This window comes from Janthinobacterium sp. GW456P, assembly GCF_002127655.1.
GTDB lineage: Bacteria > Pseudomonadota > Gammaproteobacteria > Burkholderiales > Burkholderiaceae_D > Janthinobacterium.
On sequence record NZ_NEHB01000028.1, the window covers coordinates 43,831 to 57,056 of the forward strand.

Sequence of the window (13,226 nt, forward strand, 5' to 3'; positions counted from 1 at the left end):
GGCCATTCTCGTTTGCCTGATCGGACGCTGGAGGCGCTACAATAGGGATACTGTTCACTAGTTCCCATTGCCGCCATGACCACTTCCACACCGAATCTCGTCGTCACCCCATCCGCCCACCCCCTGTCCGACGCCGAGCGCGCCGCGCGCATGGTCAATCCCGCCTTCGGCCGGATATTCACGGACCACATGGTGGTGATTCCTTATCGTGACGGCAAGTGGCAGCAGGGCGAACTGAAGGCTTACGGCCCCTTGATGCTGGATCCGTCCGCCTCGTCGCTGCACTACGGCCAGGCCATCTTCGAAGGCTACAAGGCGTTTGCCCAGCCCGATGGCAGCATCAAGACCTTCCGTCCGGAACAAAATGCCGAGCGCTTCAACCGCAGCGCCGCGCGCCTGGCCATGCCGCCCATCCCTGTCGAGCTGTTCCTGGAAGCGGGCGACGCGCTGATCGCGCAAGACCGCAACTGGGTGCCGAAGAACACGGGCGAGAGCCTGTACATGCGTCCGCTGATGATCGCCACCGACCCTTACCTGGGCGTGCGTCCATCGGAAGAATACCTGTTCGTGCTGTTCGCCTCGCCAGCGGGCGCCTACTTCCCGAAAGGCGTGAAACCCGTCACCGTGTGGATCAGCGAAGACTTCGTGCGCGCCGCGCCGGGCGGCACGGGCGAAGCCAAGTGCGCGGGCAATTATGCGGCCAGCCTGATGGCCCAGTCGCAAGCGCAAGAGAAGGGCTGCGACCAGGTCGTCTGGCTCGACGCCGTGCACCGCGAATTCATCGAGGAAATGGGTGGCATGAATCTGTTCTTCGTCTACAAGGATGGCGAAAAAGTCACCGTCGTGACGCCGGAATTGACGGGCACCTTGTTGCCAGGCATCACCCGCCGCAGCCTGCTGGAAATGGCGAAAGACCTCGGCTATGCGACGGAAGAGCGTAAATTGTCCGTCCAGCAATGGCGCGACGACATCGCCTCGGGCCGTATGACCGAAGTGTTCGCCTGCGGCACGGCCGCCGTCATCACGCCCGTGGGCGTGGCCAAGGCCAATGGTTTTGAAATGACCATCAACAACAATGAAAACGGCGCCGTCACCCTGGCCCTGCGCGAAGCGCTGCTGGGCTTGCAGCATGGCACGGCCGCCGATACGCATGGCTGGATGCACAAGGTTTGCTGATCCACTTGTTTGATTGATACCGCGCCGGCACTCAGTTGTCGGCGTTTTATATTCTGAAAGGGAAACCTGATGCAATTGCGAACTGTACTGCCGGCGCTGGCCGCCGTTTTTCTCAGTCTGTCGGCCGGTGCCGTCCACGCGGCCGACGCCAGTTGCGCCATTCCGCGCAACGTCAGTTATGTCGATTACGACGTCAAGCCGTCGGACGAGAAAAACACCTGCTACAAGCAAAGCACGAAGGTGCCCACCGATTACTTCATGCTGGCGCTGTCGTGGTCGCCCGGTTTTTGCGACAGCCAGCGCCGCCGCGGCGAAGTGTCGAAAAAGGCCGCCTTCCAGTGCGCCGAGAGCAACCACTTCGGCTGGATCGTCCATGGCTTGTGGGCGCAGTCGAACAATCCGGCCAGCTGCGAAGATATTTCCGTGACACCGCCGCGCAAGACGGAACTGCATCCGCGTTACTGCAAGGGCAATCTGCCGAAGCTGGCGCCGTCGGAAATTTTGCCGTACATGTGCATGCAGCCCGGCGAAGCCTTGCTGCAGGGCGAATGGGAAAAGCATGGCGCCTGCGATTTCGATACGGCCAAGCAGTATTTCGAGAAGGAACGCGAACTGTTCCAGGCCTTGAAATTGCCGGACAGTACCATGCCGAAGAATGAGCTGTTCCAGTGGATGAAGCAGCATAACCCGCAGCTGAAAGGCCGCTGGCTCGGCTATGAAAAGCACTCGGGCGAGTTGCGCATCTGCTATTCGACAGATTTTAAAGTGATCGATTGCCAGAAGTAAGCTTGCCTGGCCTGCAGCTTTCGTTCATCCATGCTAGTGTATTGGCCGGATCAGCTAGATGAACAGGTAGTGTATTTATGCAGCAGCGGCACACGCAACCCGTGATGGTAGGCGAGGACGGCTTGCCGCCGAATGCCCGGCTATGGGCCATGCTGGCGCTGGCCATCGGCGTGGGCATGGCCTCGCTCGATACGGCGATCGCCAACACGGCCTTGCCGGCCATCGCCAGCGAGCTGCACGCGACACCGGCCGCCTCCGTCTGGATCGTGAATGTGTACCAGCTGGCCATGGTGGCGACCTTGCTGCCGTTTTCGGCCCTCGGCGAAATCGCCGGCTACCGGCGGGTGTTTATCTCCGGTATGTTCCTGTTCACTTTGGCGTCGCTCGCCTGCGCGCTGGCCTGGTCCTTGCCTTCGCTGGTGGCGGCCAGGCTTTTTCAGGGCGTCGGCGCCAGCGCCATGATGAGCGTGAATACGGCGCTGCTGCGCGCCCTGTACCCCAAACATTTGCTGGGCCGCGCGTTTGGCAACAACGCGCTGGTGGTGGCCGTCGCGTTCGCCATTGGCCCCACGGCCGCCTCGCTGATCCTGGCGACGGCGTCATGGCCGTGGCTGTTCGCCATCAATGTGCCGCTGGGCGTGCTTGGTTTTTTCCTCGCCAGCCGCATGCTGCCGGCGACCAAACTGTCCGGTCACACGCTCGACGCGCGCACGGCACTGTACAACGTGGGCGCCTTCGGCTTGCTCATCTTGCTGTTCGGCGATGCTGCCCATCACGCGGCCGCCTCGACCTTGCTGCCGGAACTGGTGGCCGTGGCGGTGTTTTTTGTCTTGCTGCTGCGCCGCCAGGCGGGGCATGCGGCGCCGATGCTGCCCATCGACCTGTTCCGCCGCCCCCTGTTTTTGCTGTCGTCGCTGACGGCCATCTGCACGTTTGCCGCGCAGGGACTGGCCTTCGTCTCGTTGCCCTTCTATTTTGAAGTCACCCTGGGCCGCTCTCCCGTCGAGACGGGATTCTTGATGACGCCGTGGGCCGTGCTGGTGGCCGTGATGGCGCCCGTGGCCGGGCGCCTGAGCGACCGTTATTCTCCGGGCGTGCTGGGCGGCATCGGCCTGGCGGCGCTGGCCGGCGGCTTGCTGACACTGGTGTGGATACCGGCGCATCCGAGCGCGTTCGACATCGGCTGGCGCATGGCCTTGTGCGGCATCGGTTTCGGCTTCTTCCAGGCACCGAACCTGAAAGCCATCATGGGCAGCGCGCCGCCCGAGCGGGCAGGCGGCGCCAGCGGCGTGGTGGCCACCTCGCGCCTGATCGGGCAAGCGACGGGCGCGGCGCTCGTCGCCTACTGCTTCACGGTGTCGGCCAGCCGGGGCACGACGTATGCGCTGTGCCTGGCGGCAGGATTTGCCGCCGTGGCCAGCATCGCCAGCTTTGCGCGCCTGGCGGTGGCGCAGCCGGCGTGGCTGTCGGGCAAGGGCGGTTAAGCCTAGACGTCGATGGCCTTGTCCGATTGCATGCGCTTGCGCAATTCGAACTTTTGGATCTTGCCCGTCGACGTGCGGGGCAGGGGACCGAAATAAATGGCTTTCGGCACTTTGAAGCCGGCCAGGTTGTTCTTGCAGAAGGCGATCAATTCCGCTTCCGTCACCGTCGCCCCTTCGCGCAATTCGACGAAGGCGCACGGCGTCTCGCCCCATTTCTCGTCCGGCTGGGCAATGACGGCGGCGGCCAGCACTTGCGGGTGGTGGTACAGCGCGTCTTCCACTTCCACGCTGGAAATGTTCTCGCCGCCGGAAATGATGATGTCCTTGCTGCGGTCCTTCAGCTTGATATAACCGTCCGGATACATCACGCCGAGGTCGCCCGTGTGGAACCAGCCGCCCGCGAACGCTTCCTGCGTCGCCTTTTCATTTTTCAAGTAACCCTTCATGCAGATGTTGCCGCGGAACATGATCTCGCCGATCTGTTCGCCATCCGCCGCCACAGGCTGCATGGTTTCCGGGTCCAGCACGGCCACGGCACTTTGCAAGTGGTAGCGCACGCCCTGGCGCGATTTCAATACGGCGCGTTCTTCCTGGCTCAAGCTGGCCCACTCATCCTGCTCGGCGCAGATGGCGGCCGGGCCGTACACTTCCGTCAAGCCATACGAGTGGATCAAGTCAAAGCCCATGGCTTCGATCTTTGCCACCATGGCGGCCGGCGGCGGCGCACCGGCCACCATGCCGCGTACGGTCCAGTTGATGCCGTCGCGCCAGTTGGCGGGCGCGTTGGCCAGCGCCGCATGCACGATGGGCGCGGCGCAATAGTGGGTGATGCGCAATTCGCGCATCAGGTCGAACACGAGCTTCGGCTCGAACTTGCGCAGGCACACGTTGACGCCCGCGCGCGCGGCGATGGTCCACGGGAAGCACCAGCCATTGCAGTGGAACATCGGCAAGGTCCACAGGTAGACGGCATGCCTGGGCATGTCCCATTCCAGGATGTTCGACAGGGCGTTCAGGGCCGCGCCGCGGTGATGATACACGACGCCTTTCGGGTCGCCCGTGGTGCCGGACGTGTAGTTGAGGGCGATGGCGTCCCACTCGTCAGCAGGCGGCTGCCAGTCGTAATCGGGGTCGCCGCCGGCCAGCAGGCTTTCGTAGTCGAGGTCGGAAAACGCATCGACTTCGGGGCCCAGCACGTCGTTGACCTGGATCACGCGCAAGCCGGGAATCTGCGCCGCCATCTGGCGCGCCAGGTCGGCAAATTCCGTGTCGGCCAGCAAGACTTTCGCCTGGCCGTGGCGCAGCATGAAGGTCAGCGAGGCCAGGTCGAGGCGGATATTGAGGGCATTGAGGACGGCGCCGGCCATGGGCACGCCAAAGCTCGCCTCCACCATGGCGGGCGTGTTCGGCAGCATCACGGCGACCGTATCGCCCGTGCCCACGCCCAGCTTGATCAAGCCGGAAGCCAGGCGGCGCGTGCGCGCATAGGTCTCGCGCCACGTCTGGCGGATGGCGCCATGTGCAATTGCCAGGCGATTGCCATATACTGCGGCTGCCCTGGCGATATAGTCGAGCGGGGTGAGGGCGGCGTAGTTGGCGCTGTTTTTGCCGAGGCCGGTGTTGAAATCAGCAGTCATGCTTGTCTCCTGTTAAATAAAATTCTGTAGCTCCCTGTTTCGGGATTGATACCGGTGAGCATAGCACCGGCGCTGGAAAATCACTGTCATCTTAGTGACAGGTCTGAAGGATGGAATGGATAGCAACGATAGTGTAGACCTTGCAATGCTGGAACTCGACAGCCACGACTGGTTCGCGGCCCTCGATGCGCGGCATCAGGCCCTGTTGCGCGCCGGCAGCGTGCTCCGGCATTTCGAGGCGGGCGCCTTCATCACGCGGCGCGGCGAACCGTCGGCGCACTGGATCGGCGTGCACACGGGCTTGATCAAGCTGGCCGTCTACAACGCCGATGGGCGCGGCGCCACGTTTTCCGGCGTGCCGGCCGGCGGCTGGAGCGGCGAGGGCAGCGTGCTCAAGCGCGAACTGCGCCGCTACGACGTGGTGGCCGTGCGCGCATCGAGCATCATCCTCGTGCCGGTGGACCTGTTTCATCTGCTGCTGGCCGAGAGCCTGTCCTTCAATGCCTTCGTCATCCGCCAGCTGAACGAGCGCATGGGGCAATTCATCGCCACTATCCAGAACCAGCGCCTGCTGGCCGTCGACGCGCAGGTGGCGCAAGCGATCGCGCAGCTGTTCCACCCCATGTTATACCCGCGCACCTCCCGCGTGCTTGAGCTGTCGCAGGAAGAAATCGGCTTGCTGACCGGCATTTCGCGCCAGCGCGTGAACCAGGCACTGGGGCATTTGGCCGAGTTGAACTTGATCAGCATCGCCTATCAATCGATCCGCGTCGTCGACCTCGATGGCTTGCGCCGTTATGGCGTGGCGTCGCTGTGATGACAGACTGGGCGCGCGATGTATGGCATGCTGGCGGCTGGCTTATGACATTGAATTGACGCATGGCACTCGTTTCCGATCATCCCTTGCACTTGCTGGGCTTGCGCTTTCCGCTCCGGCTGCGCGTCACCGTGCGCCAGGGTTTTGTGACCTTGCATAATGAAATCACCACCAAGAAGCTGGCCAGCGGCGACAGTTTTGTCGTGCCGGCCTTCTTGCGCTTCGCCTGCGACGTGATGCCGGGGCGGGGCAAGCCGGCCGTGTTCATGCTGGCGCTGGAGGGCGACGAGCCGGTGGGCGGCCACGGCGGCGGCAAGCGCTGGAGCCAGGCGCTGGCGCAGCATATTTTTGCTATGCCGCAAGGCAGATGGACGGCGGCGCGCCTGGCGGCCCTGTGGCAAGTGACGCCGCACAAGGCGCGTGCCCGCCTGTTTGCCGAGGGCGAAGCATTGCTCAGCCTGGTGCGCGAACAGCGCCTGGCGCACGCGCTGCACACGGCGGCGCAAGCGGACGCCGATGGAGAAGACGGCGAGCGCGACCTGGCACAGGTGGCGGCCGGCTCCGGCTTTGCCTCGATTCCCGCGTTTTGCGACGCCTGCGTGGACGTGGCCGGCGTGCGCCCCAGCCTGTTCCTGCGGGGACAGGCGCCCGGATAGCCAGACTCCGTTATAATCGGGGCCATGGGATCTTTATTGAAACGCAAACAGTGGCATATGTGGTTCGCCTGCCTGGCGATACTGCTCAATGCGCTGTCGCCGTCCCTGTCGTATGCGTTTGCCTCGCTGCATGCGAACGCGAACAATGCCGCCGTCGACATTTGCTCGGCCAGCGGCGCCGTCTACACGCAGGCGGACCTGGCGCCAGCCGTCAAGTCCACCACCGATTCCGTGCTGCACCACATCGAGCATTGCCCGTTCTGCATGAGCCACGCGGGCAGCGTGGGCTTGCCGCCGTCGTCCGCATCGCCGCTGGCCGTCATCACGGGCCACGATCACTATCCGCCATTGTTTTACCAGGCGCCCAAAGCGCCGTTCGCGTGGCTGGCCGCCAGCCCGCGCGGTCCGCCTTCGGCTGCCTGAACGCAGCACGCACGCTTTCCACGTCTTAACCGTCTCCACTACGCCCATCGGGCCAGAATGCCATGAAACGTCGTCTTTTCCTTCTCGCCGGCACGGCGGGATTGCTCACGCTTGCCGCTTGCGAACAAGCGCCGAAACCCCATTACAACGGCCTCGACCTGACAGGAGGCGATTACAAGCCCGACTTCAAGTTGAGCGGCCCCGACGGCAAGGTCTACACCCTCGCCGACTTCAAGGGCAAGTATGTGATGGTCTTCTTTGGCTTCACGCAATGCCCGGACGTGTGTCCGACAGCCCTGTCGCGCGCGCTGGAAATCCGCCAGAAACTGGGCGCCGATGCCGATAAACTGCAAGTGATCTTCATCAGCATCGATCCCGAGCGCGATACACCAGAGCTGCTGGGCGAATACATGCGCGCCTTCGACCCCAGCTTCCTGGGCTTGCGCACGGACCCGAAGGACACGGCGCAGACGGCCTTCAATTACAAGGTTTTCTACCGCCGCGTGCCGAGCGGCAGTTCGTACACGATGGACCACACGGCCATCAGCTACGTGCTCGACACCGAAGGCCGCATGCGCCTGGGGCTGAAACACCAGTTGACGGCCGACGAGTGCGTGCAAGACATCAAGACCCTGATGAAATCGAAATACACCTTATAACTACCGAGGAAATGATCATGACCCATCTGAAAACCCTGCTGGCCACGGCCCTGACCGTGCTGTCCTTCTCCGCCGCTGCCCAGACTTCCGTGCAGATCAGCGACCCGTGGGTGCGCGCCACCGTGCCGCAGCAAAAAGCCACGGGCGCCTTCATGCAGCTCACGGCGCCGAAAGCCATGCGCCTGCTGGAAGTGCGCTCGCCCGTGGCGGGCGTGGCGGAAATCCATGAAATGAGCATGGCGGATAATATGATGCGCATGCGCCAGATCAAGGAAATCGCCTTGCCAGCCGGCAAAGCCGTCGAACTGAAGCCGGGCGGCTACCACGTGATGCTGCTGGACCTCAAAAGCCAGGTGAAGGCGGGCGACAAGATTCCGCTGACCCTGGTCGTCGAGGGCGAGGACAAGCACCGCGAAACCATCGAAGTGACCGCCGTGGCCCGTCCGCTGGGCGCCACCTCGACGTCAAGCGCGATGCCGGCGATGAAGCACTAAGCCTGCAGCAACCTCGATGAAAAGCCCGGCTCGCCGGGCTTTTTTGTGTCAGCGTGAAAATTAAACAGTTGTTTGATACAATATTAAACAATTGTTTAAATATTGGGCAAGGCATGATCGAAGATAAAGAAGACGAACCAGCGCGCGCGCGCATCCTGCAAGTGGCAGCTGAGCTGTTTGCCGACGATGGATACAAAAGCACCTCCGTGCGCCGCATCTGCGAAGCGGCCAGGGTGAACGTGGCGATGGTCAATTATTATTTTCATAGCAAGGAAGAGCTGCATCTGGCCGCCTTTGACTATGCGCGCGAACTGGCGCGCGCCTCGGCTGCGGACGTGGCCGCCGCCAGTGCGCAGGCGCAGCTGCCGCCCGTGGAGCAGTTGCGCCTGGCCATTGAAGCGCTGGTCTTCGACATGCTGCGCGCCGGACCGGCATCGCTGTTCAGCCGCCTGGTGGCGCGCGAACTGATCGAACCGACGGCGGCCATCCACAAGCTGGCCGAGCGCAATGTGCGTCCGCAGCACGCCCTGTTCACTAGCCTGATCCGTGGCGTGGTGGGGCTGGCCATGCCGGACGACGTGGTGCAGAAATGCGTGTTCAGCGTGATTGGCCAGGTGGTGTTCTATGCCCGTTCGCGCATCGTGCATGAACTGGTGGTGCCGGAGATCACCTATGACGAGGCGGGCATCGCCGACATCGCCCGGCATATTGCCGCCTTCTCGCTGGCGGCCCTCGACGGCTTGCGCCGCCCATATGCATATGCTGCGCAGGAGCTTGCATGAAGAGCAGAAACCTGACCCTGGTGCTGGCCGGGCTGGCCATGCTGGGTCCGTTCGCCACCGATACCTTCTTGCCATCGTTTCCCGCGATCGGCACGCATTTCGACGTCAGCAGCGTGCTGGTGCAGCAGACCCTGAGCGTCTACCTGGCCGCCTATGCCTTCATGACCCTGTTCTACGGCACTTTGTCCGACTCGTTCGGCCGCCGTCCCGTGATTCTCGCCTCGCTGCTGATCTTTGCCGCCGGCTCCATCGGCGCCGCGTTCGCGCCCAGCTTTGGCTGGCTGCTGTTCTTCCGCGGCATGCAGGGCGCCTCGGCGGGAGCGGGCAGGGTGATTGGCCAGGCCATCGTGCGCGACAGTCTGGCTGGCGCCGCCGCGCAAAAGATGCTGGCCAATATCATGATGGTGTTCGGCATCGCGCCCGCCATCGCCCCCATCATCGGCGGCTGGCTGCACGTGGCCTACGGCTGGCAATCGACGTTCGTCTTTACCTTTTCCGTCACCGTGCTGCTGGCGCTGGCCTGCCTGAAAGGCTTGCCGGAAAGTTTAGCCGTCGAGCATCGCCAGCCTTTCCACCCAGGCAACATCGCGCGCAATTACTGGCTCGCCTTGCGCCACCGGGCATTCCTGCTGCGTTCGCTGGCCGTAGCCTTTGCCTTTGGCGGTTTTGCCCTGTACATCGCCTCGGCCCCGCATTTCATCCTGGAATTGCTGCATCTGCCGGAAACGGCGTTTGGCTGGATGTTCATCCCCATGGTGGCGGGACTGGTGCTGGGCTCGGCGCTGTCGGGCAAGCTGGCCCACGTGGTGAAAAGCGCCGTGCTGGTGCGCTGGGGCTTGCTGGCCATGGCGGCCACGGGGGCGATCAATATTGCTTACAACCACTGTTTTGCGGCAGGCATCCCGTTCGCCGTCGTGCCTGTGATGCTGTACGCGTTCGGCATGTCGCTGGCCTTGCCGGGCATGACCATGTCCACGCTCGACATTTTCCCGCGGATGCGGGGCCTGGCCGCTTCGCTGCAGAATTTCGTGCAAATGCTGGTGTTTGCGCTGGTGTCCGGTTTTGTCGCACCTTTGCTGTTCGACAGCGCTTTTAAATTGGCGCTGGGCCAGGCTTCGGCCGTGGTGCTGGCCGCCGTCTTCTGGTGGCTGGGCAGCCGCGAGGGGGCGGGGCAGGGCGCAAGCGGACTTATCAAAACAGCATGAGCGGCCCTGGGAAAGGATGGCATGCTTTCTGCTTTGTTACACTGTGACAATCAGACCCCCGCTGCGGGCACATCAGCACGCGCGCGGGTCTAAGCAGTTTTGCAACTTTACCTTTGGCTATCATGCACTTGATTAACTCCAGTTTGAACCACGCCTTGCGCGTGCCGCTGGCTGCGGAAATCCACTCGCGGCCGTTTTTGCAGCTCGATGCCCCCGAGCTGATCACCCACCTGGCCGTGTATAAAGATGACAGCGCGGCGCCCGGTGCCTCGAATATGGCGGCCCAGCACGCCACCCTGGCGGCCCTGTGCACGCATTTCGGCGTCACGCCGCCCGCCGCCGAAGCCAAGTATTTTTATTACGACTTTGGCCGCTTCCGCCTGAAATGGGAATGCCATACGGAATTTGCCACGTTCACCTTCGCCGAGCATCCGGGTGCGGCCTTGCCCCTGGAGCAGGCGTTCGAGCGCATGCCGCTGGCGCAATTGCCGCAGCAATGGCTGGCGGGCTTGAAGGGCAAGCTGATGGTGGCCGCCCACGTGGTGCTGGAACAGGCGACCGAGCCGGCCGAGATTTTCATGCAAGGCTTGTCGCGCGTGTTCGAAGGCAATACCCTGGCCGGCAGCAAAGTATTGCAGGGCGGCGAATTGTGGACCGATTTCACGATCCAGTCGGATGGCTTCAGCCGTTTCGTCATCCGCGATGCGGGCATGCGCTCGCAGCAGTCGGGGCGATTGGTGCAGCGCGTGCTGGAAATCGAAACCTACCGCATGATGGCCTTGCTGGGCTTGCCCTACGCCATGCAGGCGGCGCCATCGTTGAATGCCATCGAGAACGAACTGGCCACCCTGGCCGCCGCCATGGTCGACACGGACGACGCCCCGGGAGCCGGCGACGAGGGCGTGGCCGAGCAAACTTTGCTGGACCGCATCACGCGCCTGGCGGCCCGCATTGAAAAGCTGTCGCTCGACAATAGCTACCGTTTTTCCGCCTCGAAAGCCTACATGGGCCTCGTCAAGGCGCGCATCGAGGAGCTGCGCGAAGAGCGCATCGAGGGCATCCCCACGGTCGAGGAATTCATGGACCGCCGTTTGACGCCGGCCATGAATACCTGCGCAGCGATGTCCAGCCGCCAGGAAGCGATGGCGCAGCGCATCGCCAATACGAATGACTTGCTGCGCACGCGCGTGGGTATCGTGCAGGAATTGCAGAACCGGCAAATCCTGCAATCGATGAACGCCCGCGCGGCGCAGCAGCTGCGCTTGCAACAGGCGGTGGAAGGCTTGTCCGTGGCGGCGATCTCGTATTACGTGATCGGCCTGTTCAGCTACACGGGCAAGGCGGCCAAGGTGCTGGGGCTGCCCGTGAATCCGGAAATCCTCGTCGGCGCGCTGGTGCCGTTCGTGGCGGCGGCCGTCTGGCTGGGGCTGCGCCGCATGCATCACAAGCTGCACGCGGACTGAGCAGGGCAGCCAGCCTGGCGGCGCGTACGCCGCGCGCCGGCAATCTTTGCTATCGTGCTGGCCTCATTGTTTGCTATAAGGAAATTAGCGTGCTTGCCAAGGTTGGAGATATTTACAGTGTGTTTTCGTCCAGGCTGCAGCAGTATGTGGCTTGCCAGGTCACGGCCATCGAGGATGACGCGTCGTCCGGCAGGGTGCCGCTGGCCGCCGTCCTGGAGCTGGACTGGGCGGGCGACGCCTTGCCCGATGCGGCCGCCGTGCAATCGATGCGCCCGCTGGTGTGCGATTACTATTTCTGGAACCGCCGCCACGACCACAGTTTCGTCAATGCCAGGGTGCCGCGGGCTTACACCTTGGTGGCCAATATCGCGCCCCTGGTGGATACGCAAGTGAAGAGTTACAGCGGCGGCTGGCACATGGGCGACAGTCTGTATCGCCAGCGCCGCTGGGAGCAGGTCGACCCGGCCAGGCGCCAGCGCTTCAAGGCGGCATCGAGCGAGGAAGTGCGCATAGGTGGCCAGGCCTTGCGCCAGAATACGAGCCGCATCGGCGACGGCATCCTGCAGGCGCTGGGCGACCTGTCCGAACTGGACCAGCTGCCTTGCCTGACGGCGATCGAGACGCGCCACGGCAGCGCGGCGCTGGCCGCCTACATCAACGGCAACCCCATCATCAACGAAGTGCAGTGGCAGTCATCGACGGTGAGCGAACTCGACTTGAGCAACAGCAATGTCGACCGCCTTATCGTGCATGCCGAAGGCTTGCGCTCGCTGCGCCTGAACGAGGGTTTGAGCACGCTGATATTGAATGGCGCGCCGTCGCCCGCGCTGCGCATCGCCGACCCGCATGCGGGGCGCTTCCTGCGCCTGCAGTTGTCCGGCGCCCTGGCGCCATTCCATGGCCTCGACCAGCTGGCGCGCCTGTCGCTGAGCGCCATGCCGGCCGTGGATTTCGACGCGGTGGTGCAGCGTTTCCCCTTGCTGACGGACGTGACCGTGTGGGGCAAGCCGGGGCTGGCGTCGAACGTGGCCAGCATCGCCAGACTGGACCGTTTGCGCTCCTTCACCGCGTATGAACTGTTTGGCTACGGTCCTGACGACTTCCCCGCGCCGGCGCAGTTGCCAACCTTGTCCAGCCTCTGCCTGGCCAGCCTGCCGGCCGATGCGGCCAAGGCCATCAAGGCCAGCTATAAAAAGGCCGCGGCGCTGGGACTGGACTTGTCGGTGACGCGGCCGCGCAAGCCGGAATGGCTGGCGGAAAACCTGGACAATCCGTTCCGCGACTGGGATGGCCGCGAGCACATTTCGGCGACATATGCCAAGAAGGCCGCGCAGGCGTATAAACAACTGCTGGCCACGGCGCGCACCCTTGACGGGGTGAGCGATGCCGAGACTGTGCACGCCATGGCGCAGGAAATGGTCACTGCCTATGTCGCCGTGTTCAACCAGATCGAGCGGCGTTCCAGCATCATCGAAACGGTGGAGCGCGATGAAATCTATGTGGCTCTGGAGCAGGTGCTGACGCAGGCGCAGCTGCCCGAGGCGGCGGCGCTGTACGCCTTGTTCGACCGCTTGCGCGAGTTTTAGTTTTTTCATGATCTAGAAAAAAAGTTCTAGACATGGAGTTCTAGAATTGATATTCTAG

General features: G+C 63.2%; 13 protein-coding genes. 12 read left to right on the forward strand and 1 reads right to left on the reverse strand.

The window, feature by feature from the left end; all coding sequences use genetic code 11:
* Positions 1 to 75 precede the first annotated feature (75 nt).
* From CBW66_RS22040 to CBW66_RS22050, 3 genes are all read left to right on the forward strand, one after another.
* Positions 76 to 1,176 (forward strand): branched-chain amino acid aminotransferase, encoded by a 1,101-nt coding sequence (locus tag CBW66_RS22040; RefSeq protein ID WP_086139878.1) that lies wholly within the window; start codon positions 76 to 78, stop codon positions 1,174 to 1,176.
* A 69-nt stretch (positions 1,177 to 1,245) separates the two neighbouring features.
* The gene (locus CBW66_RS22045; RefSeq protein WP_086139879.1) at positions 1,246 to 1,962 is read left to right on the forward strand and encodes a hypothetical protein; all 717 of its coding nucleotides are present in this window, start codon (positions 1,246 to 1,248) and stop codon (positions 1,960 to 1,962) included.
* 77 nt (positions 1,963 to 2,039) lie between these two features.
* A complete protein-coding gene (locus CBW66_RS22050) occupies positions 2,040 to 3,446 on the forward strand; it encodes an MFS transporter (protein WP_086139880.1) in 1,407 nt (468 codons plus the stop codon).
* Between the two features lie 2 nt (positions 3,447 to 3,448).
* Here CBW66_RS22050 and CBW66_RS22055 read toward each other — a convergent pair whose 3' ends face one another.
* Positions 3,449 to 5,083: an acyl-CoA synthetase gene (locus tag CBW66_RS22055; protein ID WP_086139881.1), complete on the reverse strand. Its 1,635-nt coding sequence runs from the start codon at positions 5,081 to 5,083 to the stop codon at positions 3,449 to 3,451.
* Positions 5,084 to 5,198: 115 nt separating this feature from the next.
* Here CBW66_RS22055 and CBW66_RS22060 point away from each other — a divergent pair, with 115 nt between their 5' ends.
* The 9 genes from CBW66_RS22060 (at position 5,199) to CBW66_RS22100 (ending at position 13,168) form a co-directional block, all read left to right on the forward strand.
* Entirely contained in the window at positions 5,199 to 5,900 is a 702-nt protein-coding gene (locus CBW66_RS22060) for a Crp/Fnr family transcriptional regulator (RefSeq protein WP_086139882.1), read from the forward strand.
* Between the two features lie 62 nt (positions 5,901 to 5,962).
* Positions 5,963 to 6,556: a hypothetical protein gene (locus CBW66_RS22065; RefSeq protein WP_086139883.1), complete on the forward strand. Its 594-nt coding sequence runs from the start codon at positions 5,963 to 5,965 to the stop codon at positions 6,554 to 6,556.
* Between the two features lie 36 nt (positions 6,557 to 6,592).
* On the forward strand, positions 6,593 to 6,979 hold the full coding sequence (locus CBW66_RS22070) for a DUF2946 domain-containing protein (protein ID WP_230492267.1): 387 nt from the start codon (positions 6,593 to 6,595) through the stop codon (positions 6,977 to 6,979).
* Between the two features lie 62 nt (positions 6,980 to 7,041).
* On the forward strand, positions 7,042 to 7,638 hold the full coding sequence (locus tag CBW66_RS22075; protein ID WP_086142971.1) for an SCO family protein: 597 nt from the start codon (positions 7,042 to 7,044) through the stop codon (positions 7,636 to 7,638).
* Between the two features lie 17 nt (positions 7,639 to 7,655).
* Positions 7,656 to 8,132 carry a copper chaperone PCu(A)C gene (locus CBW66_RS22080; protein ID WP_205701183.1) on the forward strand — a complete coding sequence of 159 codons (477 nt, stop codon included), beginning with the start codon at positions 7,656 to 7,658 and terminating at the stop codon, positions 8,130 to 8,132.
* 113 nt (positions 8,133 to 8,245) lie between these two features.
* Positions 8,246 to 8,914: a CerR family C-terminal domain-containing protein gene (locus tag CBW66_RS22085; protein WP_086139886.1), complete on the forward strand. Its 669-nt coding sequence runs from the start codon at positions 8,246 to 8,248 to the stop codon at positions 8,912 to 8,914.
* On the forward strand, positions 8,911 to 10,119 hold the full coding sequence (locus tag CBW66_RS22090; protein WP_086139887.1) for a multidrug effflux MFS transporter: 1,209 nt from the start codon (positions 8,911 to 8,913) through the stop codon (positions 10,117 to 10,119). Before CBW66_RS22085 ends, CBW66_RS22090 begins: the two co-directional genes overlap by 4 nt.
* A 122-nt stretch (positions 10,120 to 10,241) precedes the next feature.
* Positions 10,242 to 11,582, forward strand: coding sequence for a DUF3422 family protein (locus CBW66_RS22095; protein WP_086139888.1), 1,341 nt, complete (start codon positions 10,242 to 10,244; stop codon positions 11,580 to 11,582).
* 89 nt (positions 11,583 to 11,671) lie between these two features.
* The gene (locus CBW66_RS22100; RefSeq protein ID WP_139841741.1) at positions 11,672 to 13,168 is read left to right on the forward strand and encodes a hypothetical protein; all 1,497 of its coding nucleotides are present in this window, start codon (positions 11,672 to 11,674) and stop codon (positions 13,166 to 13,168) included.
* The last annotated feature ends 58 nt before the right edge of the window (positions 13,169 to 13,226 follow it).